Source organism: Sphingobacteriales bacterium, assembly GCA_016700115.1.
GTDB lineage: Bacteria > Bacteroidota > Bacteroidia > Chitinophagales > UBA2359 > UBA2359.
On record CP064999.1, the window covers coordinates 1,892,582 to 1,909,993 of the forward strand.

Annotated in this window: 12 protein-coding genes; 5 read left to right on the plus strand and 7 right to left on the minus strand. The window is 42.6% G+C overall.

Annotation, left to right across the window (positions count from 1 at the left end; all coding sequences use genetic code 11):
* Nucleotides 1-14: 14 nt before the first annotated feature.
* The 3 genes from IPM47_06730 to mtaB form a co-directional block, all read right to left on the minus strand.
* Entirely contained in the window at nt 15-1,673 is a 1,659-nt protein-coding gene (locus tag IPM47_06730; protein QQS30620.1) for a L,D-transpeptidase family protein, read from the minus strand.
* Nucleotides 1,674-1,806: 133 nt separating this feature from the next.
* Nucleotides 1,807-2,613: an ABC transporter substrate-binding protein gene (locus IPM47_06735; protein ID QQS30621.1), complete on the minus strand. Its 807-nt coding sequence runs from the start codon at nt 2,611-2,613 to the stop codon at nt 1,807-1,809.
* Nucleotides 2,614-3,079: 466 nt separating this feature from the next.
* The gene (mtaB, locus tag IPM47_06740) at nt 3,080-4,399 is read right to left on the minus strand and encodes a tRNA (N(6)-L-threonylcarbamoyladenosine(37)-C(2))-methylthiotransferase MtaB (protein QQS30622.1); all 1,320 of its coding nucleotides are present in this window, start codon (nt 4,397-4,399) and stop codon (nt 3,080-3,082) included.
* A 163-nt stretch (nt 4,400-4,562) separates the two neighbouring features.
* Here mtaB and IPM47_06745 point away from each other — a divergent pair, with 163 nt between their 5' ends.
* From IPM47_06745 to galE, 5 genes are all read left to right on the plus strand, one after another.
* On the plus strand, nt 4,563-5,528 hold the full coding sequence (locus IPM47_06745) for a Gfo/Idh/MocA family oxidoreductase (protein ID QQS30623.1): 966 nt from the start codon (nt 4,563-4,565) through the stop codon (nt 5,526-5,528).
* 224 nt (nt 5,529-5,752) lie between these two features.
* Nucleotides 5,753-6,538 carry a hypothetical protein gene (locus tag IPM47_06750; GenBank protein QQS30624.1) on the plus strand — a complete coding sequence of 262 codons (786 nt, stop codon included), beginning with the start codon at nt 5,753-5,755 and terminating at the stop codon, nt 6,536-6,538.
* A gap of 90 nt (nt 6,539-6,628) precedes the next feature.
* The gene (locus IPM47_06755; protein QQS31408.1) at nt 6,629-8,044 is read left to right on the plus strand and encodes a sugar transferase; all 1,416 of its coding nucleotides are present in this window, start codon (nt 6,629-6,631) and stop codon (nt 8,042-8,044) included.
* Between the two features lie 321 nt (nt 8,045-8,365).
* A complete protein-coding gene (locus tag IPM47_06760) occupies nt 8,366-9,334 on the plus strand; it encodes an NAD-dependent epimerase/dehydratase family protein (protein ID QQS30625.1) in 969 nt (322 codons plus the stop codon).
* A 99-nt stretch (nt 9,335-9,433) separates the two neighbouring features.
* Nucleotides 9,434-10,450 carry a UDP-glucose 4-epimerase GalE gene (galE, locus tag IPM47_06765; GenBank protein QQS30626.1) on the plus strand — a complete coding sequence of 339 codons (1,017 nt, stop codon included), beginning with the start codon at nt 9,434-9,436 and terminating at the stop codon, nt 10,448-10,450.
* Nucleotides 10,451-10,470: 20 nt separating this feature from the next.
* On the opposite strand, the gene IPM47_06770 is transcribed toward galE, so the two are convergent.
* The 4 genes from IPM47_06770 to IPM47_06785 all read right to left on the minus strand — a co-directional run bounded on the left by IPM47_06770 (nt 10,471) and on the right by IPM47_06785 (nt 17,403).
* A complete protein-coding gene (locus IPM47_06770) occupies nt 10,471-14,568 on the minus strand; it encodes a choice-of-anchor J domain-containing protein (GenBank protein QQS30627.1) in 4,098 nt (1,365 codons plus the stop codon).
* Nucleotides 14,569-15,216: 648 nt separating this feature from the next.
* Entirely contained in the window at nt 15,217-15,846 is a 630-nt protein-coding gene (locus IPM47_06775; GenBank protein ID QQS30628.1) for an ATP-binding protein, read from the minus strand.
* A gap of 60 nt (nt 15,847-15,906) precedes the next feature.
* Nucleotides 15,907-16,503, minus strand: coding sequence for a DUF445 family protein (locus IPM47_06780; GenBank protein QQS30629.1), 597 nt, complete (start codon nt 16,501-16,503; stop codon nt 15,907-15,909).
* A 237-nt stretch (nt 16,504-16,740) separates the two neighbouring features.
* Nucleotides 16,741-17,403, minus strand: a complete 663-nt coding sequence (locus IPM47_06785; protein QQS30630.1) for a DUF2461 domain-containing protein — start codon at nt 17,401-17,403, stop codon at nt 16,741-16,743.
* Nucleotides 17,404-17,412: the final 9 nt, after the last annotated feature.

The following is a 17,412-nucleotide window of genomic DNA, read 5'->3' on the forward strand; positions in this document are numbered from 1 at the left end:
TTAGAGGCAAGAGTTTATTCAATTACTGCCTGCCCGGTTAAAAGGTTAAAAATTTTCTTATCCCAGCTGTATAGGTCTTCTCTGAAATTTACTTCATTGGTATAGGGGTCAATAAAAGCAGATTGATAGACCAGAAAAATAGGGATATGGGATTTGAGCTTAACAGTAGTCTCTTTTTGGCTATGGATGACCTCCTCAATTTTCTTATCATTCCATTTAGGGTCTGATTTGAGCAGATGTTTTGCCAGTTCAAGCGGGTTGTTTACCCTGATGCAACCATGACTATAAGAGCGACGGCTGTTGTTGAACAATTCTTTGGAGGGGGTGTCGTGAATATATATATCAAACGCATTGGGAAACATGAACTTAACCACTCCCATCGGGTTAAATGCGCTGGCACCCTGCCTGAAATAGTATTGACTCAGGTCAACATTTTGCCAGTTAACGGAGGTCGGATTGATGAGTTTGTTGCCCTTAAATACCTTAATATCGTTGTTTATGAAAAAGTTGGCATCATAGTCAACCTCTTTCATCAATTCGTTTTTTGCGATACTGGCCGGCATATACCAAAAGGGATTGAACACTAAATAAGTAATTGTATCGGCAAAAATTGGTGTAGGATAGTTTTCTCGCCCAACGATTATGAGTTCACTATATGTTTTTTCTCCGTTTTCAAACATGTTCAGACGATAATCGGGCAAATTGACCATTACATAGGTATTGCCCCATGTTTCAGGTGCCCAACGCCAACGCTCCATGTTCGCTTTAATTTGCATAATACGGTGTTGAGGACTGATATTCAACTCGTTGATTACGTTGATACGTACCAATCCATCGTAATAAAGACCGTGTCTGCGTTGAAACAGCATCACTGCTGTTTCTAATTCTTTGTCAAAATAGTCGGTTATTGATGTATTTAGGCTCAGTTCTCCGCTCAATTGCAATCTTTTGCGAAGGTCAATCACCAGCGGACTATAGTCTCCTTTTTGAAGCAATAGATTCCATTTTGCAGACAGTTTTCCCCAATCGGGTTGATTCTGATAGTCTTTTAGCAGCTGTTTTAACTGTTTGTATTCATTTTGCTGGGGTTCAAAAGAATGTAGTATCTCGCAAACGGAGCCTTGAGTTTGAATAACCTGTAAAAGTTGAGCTACTATATCTAATTCAATTCTCATAGGTTTCCATACAAGCCCAATGCTATCAGGACGAACGGCACCGTTTTGCAAATGAGTTCCGAGTTGCAAAAAGCTGTCTGTCAGTAAAAGTTCCAGAGTAATAAGTGTCTCTACCGGACTATTTTCTTTGTTTGCGGTCAATTTTGCCAACTGATCTTTAATGGCAATTTGATGATAATTGACGGGAGCTAAGCCATTTTCTTCGCAGATGTTGAAAAAACAGCCGGTAAAATCAAGGGTGCGTTCAGGCACATAACGCCCCACAATCCATATCGGCGAATAGCCCCGTTGAACATAAAAATTACGGATGAGCTCGGCTTTAAATACCTGTTCTCCGTTGTTAAAAATTCTCCGGGTTGAATCTTGAAACTGAGCTATTGTCTTGACCAATATGCCCGGTAAGTCCTGATAATCCTGCAAATTTTGTGAATTGGCTTTAGGTTGTACAAACAAGGACAAACCAAAAATTAGAGCAACAAGGATTGGTTTTAGGGTCATTTTATTTTAAAAGAATCTTGAAGAAGAATGAAATTTCTATTTAAACGAGCAATAATTGTTGGTCAGATAGTAAAAAAGCATTCAAAAAAAATCAATATCAAAATAACCATACTGACAATGCTAAGTTGAAGATTTAGTTATAATCTGAGTTTATGTCAGCAATCAGTTGATGAAAAAAGGGTATAGCTAAAAGCAACCGACTCCCATACCACGAAAACATTTCTCCATTAACCGGTAAAATTCGGGTATGAGGTAAAATCATTTGAATTGCAGGAATATGTTTTTGTTTAAAAGGATAGGGTTCAGATGATAACAACACCAAATCCGGCCGGCATGTTTTCATGTCGTTTTCTGAAAGTTGAGGATAGCGGGTTAGTTCAGGAGGCAAAGCATTTTCAAATCCGCAAACGTTGGTAAGGAGGTCGTTAATAAATGTCTGATGTCCGGCAGCCATAAAAGGGTTTTGCCAAATCAGATACAGTACCCTGAATTTTTTTTCAGACTTTGACAAAACTGATGCTTCAGCTTCTATTTTAGTGGCCAGCTCATTTGCTTTTTCAGATTGGCAAGTGATATTGCCTATTGTTCGAATCATCCATAACGCTTCGGACAAATTGCTAATATCACTCATCCAAACCGGTACTTTCTTTTCAAGAATCGAAATACCCTCAAGGATATTTTCCTCTTTATTGCCGATTACCAAATCGGGATTGAGTTGTATGATTTTTTCTAAAGAAAAATTTTTTGTGCCTCCAACTTTAGTTTTGGTTTTTAACCAACTGCCGGGGTGAATGCAAAATTTGGTAATTCCCACAACCTCTTCATCTAAGCCAAGGTAATTGAGCAGTTCTGTCTGTGAAGGCACTAAAGAAACTATTCTTCGGGGAGGGATGTTGAAAAATACCTCTCTGCCCATTTGATCGGCAACAAAAGTTTGCATTTACCCGGTAAATATTGATTGGCGGTCAAAGTTACGTCTAATTTGATAAAATCTACAAATTGCAATTATGCAAAATGTTTTTGAGTGTTGGCAGGAAACTCACAAATTGAACGTGAGGTTGGAATTAAATTTGGGTAATTATTGGGGGTTCTATAAGAAAAGAGTGCACTTGTGGAGTGGTGAATAGTCGGAAAGCCCGTTAAAATATAAAACCTCGAAGAGGTGAAATGATTGTAACAAACAAACGCCTGGCGACAAAGAACCCTGAAAGGGTGATATTAAAAATTTAATCAGAAATAAGATAATAAGGGTTCAATCTTTTACGCCGTCAGATTTGCCGCTTAACAATACCAAAAACCCGATAAAATAAGGATTCTATTTCCAACCTCACGTAAATTGAGTAAATATCAGGCTAAAACTGAATTGATACCGTGTCGAAACCAAGTATGAGATTTTAATAGGGACTTCAATAAGCCTCAACAGACATAAAAGCAACTTCCATCAAGTTTTCAGAGTTGATGCTTTCAAGGGAAACCGGGCAGGTTTCGTTGACGAGCAAAGGGTCGTAAGGGGTAACAACTTTTATATAGTTGTCGGTAAAACCATACATAGATTGCCCGTTGGTTTCGGCTTCGAACAAAACAGGGCGTGTAGTTTTCAGGTGTTGCTGATAAAAAAACCGGCGCTTTTTATCCGACAAGATGTGTAACATTTTGCTTCTTTCCTGCCTAACGGAAAGAGGTACAGGGGGATTAATATTCAAAGCATGGGTGTTGGGGCGCTCGGAATATGTGAACACATGTAAATAAGAGACATCGAGTTGATTGAGGAAATTATAGGTGTCTAAAAATTCTTCGTTTGTTTCAGAAGGGAATCCTACAATCACATCTGCCCCTATGCAGCAATGTGGCATAAGCTGTTTGATTTTAGCAACTCTTTCGGCATATAATTCCCGCACATATCTACGGCGCATTAACCGCAGGACCCGGTTGTTGCCGGATTGAAGCGGGATATGAAAATGGGGCATGAACCGCTCAGATTTTGAAACAAATTCAATGATCTCATTTGTTAAAAGATTGGGTTCTATGGATGAAATCCGGATACGGGGGACCGGAGTTTTGTCTAATGCTTTGATGAGGTCGAGAAATGTTTTTTCTTCCGGCTTTTCGGTGTTCAATTGCCGGCCATAGTCGCCGATGTTTACTCCGGTCAGCACGATTTCCTTTACACCAAACTGAACTATTTCATGAGCACTGCGCACTATGTTTTCAATGGAATCGCTGCGGCTGCTGCCGCGTGCAAGCGGAATAGTGCAAAAAGCACATTTATAATCACAACCGTCCTGTACTTTTAAAAACGAGCGGGTACGCTCTCCCGAAGAATAAGCATTGACAAAAAAATCAACCGATTTAATATCACTGACAATGTATGTGCCTTTTTGTTCGCCGGTTAGCTTCAGAAGATGTTGCGGGATATTAAATTTCTCGGATGCACCTAACACTAAATCTACTCCCGGTATTTCAGAAATTTCGGCCGGTTTTAGCTGTGCATAACAACCTACCACTACGATTCGGGCATCGGGCGAGTATTTTAGTGCTTCTTTTATGACCTTACGGCATTTTTTGTCAGCATTGTCGGTAACTGAACAGGTATTGATAACATATACATCGGGCTGTTCGTGAAAGGCTACAGTATTAAAGCCATGTTCCTGCATGAGTCTTCCCATTGCCGATGTTTCGGAGTAGTTTAATTTGCATCCTAAGGTATAAAAAGCGACTTTTTTCATGCAGCAGGTTCTGAAAACGGATGCAAAATTACTAAACTGTTCTGATAATATGAAAATAAACAACGGATACGGGCAAGTTACGCTTGTTTTTAAAGGTCAACCTGTTAAAATCAGCCCATAAAATGCTAACTTTGCGCCTCTTTTACCAATCAAGTAGAACGGAATGCTTAATGTTGGCGTTTTTGGTGCCGGACACCTTGGAAAAATCCACCTGAAACTGCTTAAATCAATCCCGCAATTCCATGTTGTCGGATTTTATGACCCGGATGAAGACAATGCGCTCCGCACAGCCGCTGAATTTGAAGTTCACAGGTTCACGGATGCTACATCTCTGATGATGGCGATTGATGTAGCCGACATCGTAACTCCAACTCCGGAACATTTTCCTACCGCCTGTTTAGCGCTCTCACTGAACAAACACATTTTTATAGAAAAACCTTTGACAAGTACGGTAGCCGAGGCAGAAGAAATGGTGCGTCTGGCACGGAGAGCCGGAGTGAAGGCACAGGTTGGACATGTGGAACGCTTTAATCCGGCATTTTTAGCCATCAGCAAAATGGATCTTCAGCCCAAATTTATCGAAACCCACCGACTGGCGCAATTCAACCCACGCGGAACTGATGTGTCGGTAGTGCTGGATTTAATGATTCACGATATTGATATACTGCTCACAATGGTAAAGGATGAAGTTGCTGAAGTTCGCGCAAGTGGGGTAGCTGTGGTTTCCAACACACCCGATATTGCCAATGCGCGTATAGAATTTGCGGGTGGATGTGTTGCCAATTTAACCGCAAGCCGGTTATCGGTAAAAAATATGCGCAAAACCCGCATCTTTCAACCCAATGCCTATATCAGTATAGACTTTTTAGAAAAGCAAACTGAGATTGTCAGTTTAGCCGACCAACCGGAAGAAAAATTTCTTTCACTTGAAGTTTATCCCAATGCAACCGATACACCTAAATATTTGCTCTTTGATAAACCTGCGATAGAGCCGGTCAATGCTATTCAAATGGAATTGACATTATTTGCACAGAGCATTTTAAACAATACTCAGGAAGAAGTGCCGATTGAAGATGGATTGCGGTCTATGCAATTAGCTTACCGGGTAATGGAAGAAATGAACCGATAGCAGGCAAAAGAATAATTAAGCCGTTTTTTATCGGTGAAATGAGATAACAAGGGGTTGCTGTTACCGGGTTACAGACAACGCCCTCCAATTTTAAACCTAAACGATCTAACACATTGAGTACCCAACAACATCATTCAATTTTCCGAAACATAACGGGTTTTGCAATGCTGTGCTGTGCTTGTTGGGCAATGATGCTGGTTTATGGATGTTCAAAATCTGAAAGCATGCCTGCTTATATTCAGATTAACGGGATGCAAGTATTGGCCCTTAGTGAACAAGGCAGCGCTTCGGCAAATATCAGAAACGTATGGGTTTTTGCCAATTCTCAATCTTTGGGGGTTTATGAACTGCCGGCATCTGTTCCTGTTTTGGAAGAAGGGCTTACTCAGATTGTATTGAGGGCGGGAGTGATGAACAACGGAATTTCGAGTACCCGAACTATTTACCCGTTTTATGCTCCGGATACTTTTAGTGTACAACTCACTCCCCTACAAACCGTAAACCGGTCGAGTTTAATCAGATATACCGGCAATACTGCTTTTGCTTTGAATGCAGACTTTGAAGTTGGCAATAGTTTTACTGACCTGAACCCCGAAACCAACTTACTGACCTTGACCAATCATCCCAACAATGTGTTTGAAGGTTCCCGCTCTGCAATGCTGACGCTTAATGCGGTTAATTCCGGATTTGAAATCGGCACCCTCGATAAGTTCCAGCTTCCCGGAAACAAAGTTGCCGTTTATTTAGAAATGAACTACAAATGCGATCAACCTTTTTTGGTTGCATTGAAGGGCACCAATGAAACCGGCGACGGAGCTGTGTTGCCACAACTATATGTCAACAAAAAGGAAACCTGGAACAAAATATATATAGACCTGACCGAAACCGTTTCGGCTTTTAATTTACAGGGGTTAAATCAAATTCAGTTGATTTTTAAAAGTGAGCTTGAAGAAGACCTCGAACAGGCGGTATTTTTTTGGGATAATGTAAAAATTTTGTATCAACTTTAAAACTTAGCCATTTTGTCTGTCAGCTACACCATCTATAATGACCAAATTCCTCCTACAGTTGCAGAAGTGCCGTTTGACAGGCTAACTGTGATGCGGAGGGCTAAAGTTGTGGGCGTTGCTTTATACATCCTGTTCGACTATCTTGCTGCAGTGATCACCTGGACGCTCTTTTTCACCTACCGCAAAGTTGCCGTTGAAGGCTATGCTTTTGGTTGGGATATTTTGGATACTCCTCGGTTTTACTCAGGAATTTTGATCATCCCGTTAAGCTGGTTGTTTTTACATTTTGTTTCGGGCAGCTACTCCGATATTTACCGGAAATCGCGAATGACAGAGTTGTATCGCAGTCTTGTTACCACCTTTTTAGGTGCAGTTGCTTTGTTTTTTCTGGTGTTGATTGATGATGTAGTTACTGATCAGGTGGGGTATCAAAAACTGTTTGCTGTATTGTTTGGACTTCAATTGCTTTCGACCCTGACTGTTCGGATGATTATTCTTACAATTGCCAATCACCGGTTGCGTATAAATGCCGTAGGCTATAACACCATTATCGTTGGCGGAAACGGCAAAGCGGTCAAACTTTTTAAAGAAATTTCAAGTCGCAAGAGATCGTTGGGCTACCGGTTTTTAGGATTTATTGAGGCCAACGGCAAACGGTCTAATAATCTTGAAAAACTTATCCCCAGTTTGGGAACTGTAGAAGGGCTGCCCCAAATCATCGAAAAATACCACATTGATGAAGTTATCATTGCCATTGAAACCTCTGAACATCACCGCATTAACGACATCATCAATCAGTTGGCTGAACAGAAAATTGTAATCAAAATCATCCCTGATATGTACGATATCCTTGCAGGGTCAGTTAGAATGAACAATGTACTGGATACAGCGCTCATCGAAATTTATCCCGATTTAATGCCCGAATGGCAACGCATCATCAAAAGAGGTATTGATATTCTTGCTTCGGGTGTTGTTCTGATGTTGTTAAGCCCGCTTTACCTCTTGCTTGCTGTCAGGGTCAGAATGTCGTCACCCGGTCCCATTTTCTATTCCCAACAACGTGTTGGCAAGGGCGGGAAGCCATTCACCATCTATAAGTACAGGTCTATGTATATAGATGCCGAAAAGTCAGGACCACAATTGTCAAGCAAGCACGATTACCGGATTACTCCTTTTGGCAGGTTTATGCGAAAATGGCGGTTAGATGAAATTCCACAGTTTTACAACGTGTTGAGAGGCGATATGTCGCTGGTAGGCCCGCGTCCGGAACGTCGCTACTATATAGACAAAATTGTTGTCGAATCCCCTGCCTACCGGCATTTGTTAAAAGTGCAGCCCGGTATTACTTCACTGGGGATGGTAAAGTTCGGCTATGCAGAAAACGTTGAAGAGATGATTGAACGCATGCAACATGACCTGCTGTATATCGAAAATATGTCATTGGCATTGGATTTCAAGGTAATGATTTACACAATTTTGGTATTGCTTCAAGGCAGAGGTAAGTAACTGTAATTGTTCAGCATGATTTGGTTTTTTTCAACAATCGTACTGCCACGCTCTTATACAGGCATTGCTGTTCGAAGCAGATTTTCAAACTGCAACTCCCTTTTCATTGAGCAAATGTCCAACCCAATCCACCAAATTCATTTGACTTTCCGGTAAAAATTGCCGGATTTTTGGGGTTTATTATCCGCTTTCGAAACACTGACCCCAATCATTACCAATCAAGTTGAACGGTCAGGGGTGGAATGTTTAGAATTTGCCCCCACTTTTTTAGACGAATGTTTATATTTACGCCCTCTATGATACAAGCTATAATATAATTGTATGAATAAAATACTAATTACCGGCGGAGCAGGGTTCATCGGAAGTTCACTGGCAGACAGATTGGTGCAAAACCCCGAGAATAAGGTGGTGTTGGTTGACAATCTGCTCACCGGATCTTTGTATAAACTTCCTTCTGCAAAGCTGGACAACTGGAAGTTTGTAAAATGCAACGCCAACGACTATGCCGATATATCGGCACTTATGTTTTCACATAGCTTTGATTATGTGTTTCATTATGCCGCAGTAGTAGGTGTACAACGAACCCTCAACAATCCCACACAGGTGTTGGAAGATATTCAGGGCATTAAAAACATCCTGCACTTGTCAAAAAATACCGGGGTAAAGCGTGTTTTTTATGCATCCTCTTCTGAAGTGTATGGAGAGTCGGTAAGGTTTCCACAGGATGAAATCAGTACTCCGCTCAACTCTCGCTTGCCTTATGCGGTGGTAAAAAATGTGGGGGAAGCATTTTGCACCTCATATCATCGCGAATATGGGTTAGACTACACCATTTTGCGTTTTTTCAACACCTATGGGCCTAAACAAAGCGCTGATTTTGTTATTTCTAAATTTTTGAGAGCCGCCCTTCAAAATCAGCCAATCACCATTTACGGAGACGGATTGCAAAGCCGCACTTTTTGTTATATAGACGATAATGTCGATTCGGTTTTAGATACTTTTTACAACAACCGGTTCACCAATGATGTCATCAATATCGGCAATGATGTGGAAACAACCATTTTAGATCTGGCACATACCATTCTGGAGGTTTGTGATACCACTTCTGAAATCGTACACCTGTCCCCTCTGAAAGAAGGCGATATGAGTCGGCGGCAACCCAACCTGAGCCGGATGATTCAATTGCTGCATCGCCCCCATACTACTCTGACTGAAGGGTTGCGAAAAATTGTAGAATCGGATGTTTTCCATCTGCTCAACAATCTTACCCCCGAAAAGGTAAAAGTATAAGGTGGTAAAAAGCAGCGATGCCATAAATTTTTAATTCTTCAGGTCTTTGGTTTAAAGACGGAACTTTAAACTCATATAACAATACTTTCCTGCATTTAAATGAAAATTTTAGTAACCGGCGGATGTGGCTATATAGGTGCTCATACCTTAGTTGACCTGATAGAAAATGGATTTGAGGTCATAACTGTTGACAACCTTTCCCGGTCCGATACGCGGTTACTGGAGGGTGTTTTTAAAATTACCGGACAAAGATTGCAGAATTACCCCATTGACCTGTGCGATGCTGTTGAAACGGATTCATTGTTCAATCAACATCCCGATTTGACCGGTATTATTCATTTTGCTGCCTATAAATCTGTGCCGGAATCGGTTGCAAACCCATTGTTGTATTATCACAACAACCTTGCTTCATTGGTTAACATTCTTCGGGCTGTTGAAAAATTCAAGATCCCTCATTTTATTTTTTCTTCTTCCTGTTCGGTTTATGGCAACACCGAGCAACTACCGGTAACTGAAGAATCGCCGTTGCAAAAAGCTGAATCTCCTTACGGAAATACCAAACAAATCGGGGAACAAATTATGGCCGATGTGGCCAAAGTAAATCCAATGAGCAGTTTTATTTCTTTGCGTTACTTTAATCCCGTGGGGGCACATCCTTCGGCCTTTATCGGTGAATTGCAGGAATCGGCGGAAAATCTGGTGCCCATCATCACACAAACCGCCATGGGTATTCGCAAAACGATGACAGTTTTTGGAAACGATTATCCAACCAGAGATGGGAGCTGTGTGCGCGATTATGTTCATGTTTCAGACATAGCCAATGCCCATACCAAAGCCCTGCAATACCTGATTGCACAAAAAAACGAGCAGAACTATGAAGTCTTTAACCTCGGCAGCGGAAACGGGGTAACTGTTCTCGAAGCCATTAAAGCATTTGAGCAAGTGAGCGGACAATCACTTCCCTATCAGATAGGTCCGCGGCGTGACGGCGATGTGGTAAGCATATATTCCGACAACCAAAAAGCAACCCGTCTGCTTGGATGGCAACCTCGCTACTCGCTTGCCGAAATGATGCTTTCAGCCTGGAAATGGCAACAGGTGATGAATCAAAAATAGGACAAAACGAGGCTGTTTACCTAATAACGAACCTGCCAAACTCCTATTGCTCCTGCATTTTGGCGATAGAGGTTGAAGTCTGTTATGTTTACCTGACCATCTAAATTGAAGTCGCCGTCATAATAACCGTTTACACCTCCCCAAAACTGAAAAACCGGGGCATAATCCATATAATTGATGATGCCGTTGGGATGTGCATCTGCACACCGGAGCGCAAAGGTCAGGTTTGGGGTCAGGGTTAACTGATGTTGTCCACCAACTACAAATGCGGGCAAAGTAAACGGATAGGGGCTACCGGTATTGGGCAACGAAGCCAAAGCAGCACTGACTACGCTGATATGGTTGCGGTGAACTACCCGAAGGCGGTAGGCATTTCCGCTCACTACTCCCTGAGTAAACAAAGCCCCTTCAGTACCATCTGTTTCAATGATATAACCATCATTTCTGAGCAAGGCTGCCCGTCTTGCAACAATGTTATAGGAAATATCGAGGGCTTCGAGGAGTATCCAATCTACTGTGTTGGCAGGTATGGAAAGAGTTTGTTCTGTTCCGGCATACCACCAGGGCCACCGGTTAAAGGGCTGAAGGTTGGGTATCCATCCGTTTTCAGATAATTGGGTGAACATGCTGATATTGGCAGAATTGTAAGGACCCTCCAACCATAAACGAGCATAAGCACGAGTGCCGTTATTAGAAAAAACACCATTTAGAGAGATATTATCCAAATACAGGTTGTTGCCGTTTCCGTTGAGGTTGACAAAACGCAGCAATATTTGCGAACCTGCGTAACTGCTGAGGTCAATGGTTTCGGTTCTCCAAAGGGAACAGTTGGCAGGAATAAAGGCAGTCGTTGAGTTAGGGGCAGTTGCCAGGGTACTTCCCGATTTTGAATAGACAGAAGTAAAAGTTTGTCCGCAATTGGTCGAGACCTCTACCCGCAGTGCATCGAATTGAACCGAACTGTATGCGGCGTAAGCTATATCGAAGCTGAGCGAAAGAGCGGTGTATGCAGACAGATTATACAGAGGGGATACCAGATAATCTTCCTGTCCGGTATCGTTTTGGTTAAAATTGGCAAACATGGCTGAAATTCCATGGCAGAAAGTACTTCCTGAAGCCCATTCCATACTGCCGGGATCAGGGTTTTGAACGGTAAAATTTCCGGAGTTGATGCCTCCTGAAAAATTATTGGAATAGGGCAGACCGGCTGCCTGATATTGACTTAAAGAGGAAATGTCCGAACTGACGGGCGGGCAATTTTCACTAAAAAGTTGCACGGTATAATTTCCCGGAATTGTAGCGGTATAGGTTTGTTGCGTAGCGCCGTTGAGCAGGTTGCCGTTCAGCAGCCAACGGTAGCCAAACTGTTCAAACCCGGAAGGAATGGCAGATGCAGTCAGCAATGCCGAACCTCCGGCACATATCTGTGCTGTTGCAGGGGAAACAACGGGTGCGGGGGGAATGGTGCAGGGCAAAGTGCCGTTCAGGGAGATATTGTCCAGATACAGATTGTTTCCGTTTCCGTTTACGTTCACAAAGCGAAAGATTACTTCCGCACTGTTGAAACTGCTGAGGTCAACGGTTTCTGACCTCCAATAGGAGCAGTTGGCAGGGGTAAAGGAAGTCGTTAAGTTGGGAGAGGTGGCTAAGGTACTGCCCGATTTTGAATAAACGGTGGTAAAGGATTGTCCGCAATTTGTCGAAACTTCTACCCGCAAGGCATCAAACTGAACGGGACTGTATGCGGCATAAGCAATATCGAAGCCAAGAGTAATGGAAGCAAAGTTTGACAAGTTGAACAAAGGAGACACCAGATAATCTTCCTGACCGGTGAAGTTTTGATTAAAGTTTGCAAACAGGGCTGAAACGCCATTACAGGAACTGCTTCCTGAAGCCCATCCGATACTGCCCTGATTGGGATTTTGAACGGTGAAATTTCCGGTGCCGGTGCCTGCTGAAAAAGTATTGGAATATGGCAAAACACCGTTTTGATACAGACTAAGTACCGTTGTTGCTGAAATAACTTCAGGGCATGTTTCACTGAACAGTTGCACAGTGTAATTTCCGGGCTCTGTGGCGGTATATGTTTGCTGAACAGCGCCAACCAGCAAGTTGCCGTTCAGGAACCAACGGTAGTTGTATTGGTCAAACCCGGAGGGAATGGCCGATGCCGTCAGTAAAGACGAACCACCTGAGCAGATTTGAGCAGATAGCGGGGAAATAGTGGGCGGCGGGGGAGGGCAGGCAGGCACACCGGTAATACAGATATTGTCTAAATACAGATTTTGTCCATAAACCCCCGAAAGCGTAACGCCAAACCGTATTACAGCTATTTGACCGGTATAGGGAGTAAGGTCTATGTTTTGAGCCGCCCATTGACTGCATCCCGAAGGTTGCCACGAGGTAGTTTCTGTTCCGGCTACAGAGGCTAATGCAGATTCTGCTGCCTGATAAACCGTAGTATATGTCAGACCACAGTCGGTTGAAACTTCGACGGTAAGGGTGGTAATCAGGTTGGCAAAAGTTTGTATGTATGCACGGTCAAACGATAGAAGCGCAGACTCATAGCTACCGAGATCCACCGGAGGAAGGAGAAAACGGTCGGTCGTACCGTTGTTGCCGATATTGTATCCAAAGCTATTATAGCGCAATACATAATTGCCGTTTTGAGCACAGTTATTCAACAATAAGGCATCAAATGTAACCTGTCCGTCCTGATTCTGATATTGCCAGGTTTCAGGCAAAACCCCATTTTCCAAATCGTTGCAAAAAGGTAGGTCTGTAATCGGAGACTGATAGGCAAACTGCATACATTTTTCGTCATTAGCCGGGTAAGCATCAGTATTGCCATTGGGTTGCTGGGTATAAACTGTTAGCGTATGCTCTCCGGCAGGTACTGTAATTTCAGGAAGAATAATATCGAGCGCAGCACCGGGGAGAAGACTGCCTGTCCATGGGAAAATGTATTGAAGGACCTCGTTTGTTTCGACGGAAATGGTGGCAGAAGTAAGGGAATTGGTTCCGGCATTGACCAAAGTAACAACGGGAGCAAAGGTAGTGTTGCAAACCCAGGAGACAGGAAATACAATGTTTTGAATACCGGCATTATCACTGGCAAACGGCATACAGGTTTCTGTATTGAGTAAGCTGCTTCTGATGCTGTTCAGGGAGGCTCTCATACGGGAGCGCTGGGCTTGGGTAAAAGCTGCCCAACACCCGCCGGAGTAGTCCATATAGTTCTCGTTAGAGTCGTTTTGATTGCCCAAACCTCCTAAAGCAACCGGTCTGAACGGGTTATTGACACTCGTATCGTCATCATCTGTTGAAGGGCATGAGTTGGAAGGGGAGCAGGTTGGGAAGAATGTACCACCCGCAACTCCTTTGGGGGGAGTATCGCAAACACGGTCGCCATCTGTCAGACAGTTGTTGTTGGGGCATCCCCCTTCAAACGTGTGATAGAGGTTATAATAGTGCCCCGTTTCGTGTGCCAGCAGTTTTTCCCACCAACTGTCATATTTTATAACAACTCCATCGTAGGTTTGACCATGGGCAGAGGCTAAGCTGCTGTACCCCGATGCAGTAGCTCCGGTAATATCATAGACGATATAAATATTCAGATATTGCGTGGTATTCCAGTACAGGGCATTCTGAGTATTATAAGTGGTGAAATTGTTTGTACTTAAACTGTTGCTTTCGTGCCGGACAATGCCACCGGTTGGATTTCCCGATTCGTCGCGTGCGGCAAGGCATAGTTGTATTCCCACGTCTGTTCCGCTAAATGGGTTGGGAAAAGTAGCCCCGCCGGTATGGGCATATAAATTATTGGTCAGTTCAATTACATCGGTAATCTGCGAATCCGTCAGGTTTTCGGCAGTGCCAACCGGAATACCGGTTCTATGTACTATATGAACAACAACCGGTATGCTCCAGGATTCCTGGTCAGGGTTGCAGTTGCCGGCATTGCTGCGATAGGAATTGGGAGTAGGTGTTGTTCTCTGTTTCGTCAAAATCCTGTAAATTTCATCTTCAGATTGGCGGACATTTTTGGCGTATTGGCCATCAGAATGAAGAAGAAGTTGATGAACAGAATCGGTCAGACATGTTGCCGGGTGATTCATCTGACGATTTTGCTGCCCTGATGCTCGGGGAGATATAAGCAAGAGCAACAATAGTCCGGAAAATAATTTGGTTCTCAGATCTCGGGCAACAATCATGGTAAAGCCGGCATTAGGGGTTGATAGGTTAAAATTACAACAAAAACCTAACAATGTCTTATCTTAAAATGGAGTTACTCTAATTTAAGGCATGACGGAATAAAAAGAAGCAAAGTAGTTAAGGAAAGGGTTGACAATGACTCATTGCAGGGGCACATTCAGTCATTGCAGAGGTGCATTAAGTCAATGCAGGGGCAATTTGAGTCAATGTACCCCTGCATTAACCTAATGCAGGGGTGAATGATGTCTTTGCAGAGGTGCTTAAAGTCATTGCAGGGGCACATTAAGTCAATGTAGGGATGCAGTAACCCATAGCAGGGGTGCATGAAGCCTTTGCGGGGATTCATTGATTTATTACAAAGGCACAACAATTCATTGCAGGGGTGCAATCAAGCAATGCAGGGGGACTATGATATAATGCAGTGGTAAAAAAAGTATATTTCCGGGCTAAAAATGCCCTTGACCAGAACCGGTAGTGAAAATAGGGTTACCGGCTTTTATGAGACACGCTCTTTGAGTTGGACAATGGAACGGGGTTTTTTTCGGGCAAAGTTAATCTGCGGCAACAAACGCATTGTCGTTTTGCAGAATAACAACCCCATCAAACATAAAATCGAGCAAAGAACGGCGGGCGTTTCGCTCAGAAGTGTTCCAAAACTGGGCATAATCTGCCGGAGTAATGCTCGGATTTTCTGTCAGGTATTGACGCAGTTCTGTTTTTCGCTGTTCGTACAGACTGCTCCTTTTGAGTCCGTTCAATTCGCCGCTCATTAACGCTTCGATAATCAGAGGAGAGGGAGTTACGCATTTATCGGCAATTCGCACATAGATTTGCTGTTGTCCGTTTTTGTCAATGGCGTAATGAGGTTTTTGAGAGCTTTCCTCAACATACGCAATCAACAGGGTTTTACCATTGATTTCAATATCGTCATAAGAAATTTCTATAGGAGGATTACAATATTGGGAGGCTGCTTGTTCCAGAAAATATATTTCGCCGTCAGGGTCAACTCCGACAACATGCCCCTTGTCGCCAACCCCTACCAAAAACCTGCCGCCTCTGCTATTGGCAAAAGCAACAATGGCACGGGCTATTTTGGGTGGAGAGGTGATGTATTGTTTAAAATCCTGATACGGACCCTCGCCCTCAGTCAGCCACTGTGTGATTTGTTTTCGGGTTACCATGATTTGAAAGAATGACAGTTTCACAAAATCGTACCAAACAAGACCGTTGTTTGGGTATTCTTAAACAGAGAAATGCGTGAGCAAGAGTTGAACCAGTCCTATGAGGAACCCAAGAACGCCCCCCACAAACTCAATAAACTTGAACTCTTTTGACAAAATATTAAACAAAATAGATTCTAATTTGTCGTTTGAAAAATTAGCAACTTTGTCGTAAACAATTTTTTCGATGTTCAGATTTTTTTCGGCTTTGGAAATATAAGCATCAATTAGCCGCGGCACTACTTCATCTATTTCGGCCATGGCGTTTATTTTAAACTGATGTTTGATTTTTTCGGTAACAAAAATTGAGATCATTGGGTACAAAGTCGGGAATTTAATCCATAAAAACTCATCCAACTTGTTGTTAACCGCATCTTTTACATCCACCAAAGTATGAGGATCAGTCAGTTTTGATTTAATCTCATCAAAAGAAATCAACTCTTTCGACACAATACTCCCTAAGCGTTCGGCAAGCAGCAGTTTTCTTTTAGGAAAAACCCCCTGAAACTCAAAGAACAAAAATTTTACTTTTTCTTTAGGGTGAAACAACATTTTGACGGCTATCCAATTGGTCAACCAACCAATAAAAGCCGCAATAAACGGAAGCGTATAGATCATTTTCGGGTTTGATTAATTTAATCACCTTCCTAATTCAGGATGGTCAGATGTCTGAATAATGACGAAGCCGATTTAATCAGTTACATTAGGAGGTCATATATGTTTGTAAAATTAGCCGGCACTTATGATGGAAACCTGATCATAGTGAATTTTGAACACAAATCTGATTATTTGTACTCCGTATTGACGGGATATTACAATGGTATAGTCAGACTGTGGCTTGAAATAAGGTGCTTTTTATGCTTTCATTGCTCTGTTTAAAAAATCGTTCAAAGGTTTTAATGCCTTACAGGAGGCTTCGATTTGGTCTAAAAAGTCAGGCTGAGTTATCTGAGCATTGGTAAACATTCTCGATGCCACATAGCTTGTATATTGCAGTAAGTGGAGGTAGGGATGATCTTTGGGATAACCTTTAGGGGCGGTTTTGAGTTTGTAATCGTCTAATTGCCCAAATTGTTTGACAAAGTCGGGATGTTGAAGGATGGCTAAAAACTCGGGAGTATGGTAATCAATTTCCTGACGAATCATTTTTAATTGTGGGGAAGGCGGCACATAAGAGCCTCCGCCTAAAAAGATTTGATCTTCCGGTTCAATATGAAGGTAATACCCACAATCCATTGATTTTTTACCACCTCCGGTGATACATGCTCCCATATTGGTTTTGTATGGCTCTTTGTTGGGCGAAAACCGCACGTCTCTGTAAATTCTGAACAGGCAATCTTTGGCTTTGAGCTGACCAACAGACGGATCAAATTTTGCCAACCTGGGAATCAGCTTGGCGACAAATTGTTCAACGTCTTCCTTGGCTTGTTCATAAGCAGGTTTATTTGCATTGAACCATTCGCGGTTGTTATTTAACTTGAGCAAACGCAAAAATTCTAACGTACTTGCTTGCAACATAATGTATAA

Coding starts and splice junctions, on each gene's coding strand:
- IPM47_06730 (QQS30620.1), bottom strand. CDS start 1,673: ATGACCCTAAAACCAATCCTTGTTGCTCTAATTTTTGGTTTGTCCTTG.
- IPM47_06770 (QQS30627.1), bottom strand. CDS start 14,568: ATGAATCACCCGGCAACATGTCTGACCGATTCTGTTCATCAACTTCTT.
- IPM47_06745 (QQS30623.1), top strand. CDS start 4,563: ATGCTTAATGTTGGCGTTTTTGGTGCCGGACACCTTGGAAAAATCCAC.
- IPM47_06785 (QQS30630.1), bottom strand. CDS start 17,403: ATGTTGCAAGCAAGTACGTTAGAATTTTTGCGTTTGCTCAAGTTAAAT.
- mtaB (QQS30622.1), bottom strand. CDS start 4,399: ATGAAAAAAGTCGCTTTTTATACCTTAGGATGCAAATTAAACTACTCC.
- IPM47_06760 (QQS30625.1), top strand. CDS start 8,366: ATGAATAAAATACTAATTACCGGCGGAGCAGGGTTCATCGGAAGTTCA.
- galE (QQS30626.1), top strand. CDS start 9,434: ATGAAAATTTTAGTAACCGGCGGATGTGGCTATATAGGTGCTCATACC.
- IPM47_06750 (QQS30624.1), top strand. CDS start 5,753: ATGCCTGCTTATATTCAGATTAACGGGATGCAAGTATTGGCCCTTAGT.
- IPM47_06775 (QQS30628.1), bottom strand. CDS start 15,846: ATGGTAACCCGAAAACAAATCACACAGTGGCTGACTGAGGGCGAGGGT.
- IPM47_06755 (QQS31408.1), top strand. CDS start 6,629: ATGCGGAGGGCTAAAGTTGTGGGCGTTGCTTTATACATCCTGTTCGAC.
- IPM47_06780 (QQS30629.1), bottom strand. CDS start 16,503: ATGATCTATACGCTTCCGTTTATTGCGGCTTTTATTGGTTGGTTGACC.
- IPM47_06735 (QQS30621.1), bottom strand. CDS start 2,613: ATGCAAACTTTTGTTGCCGATCAAATGGGCAGAGAGGTATTTTTCAAC.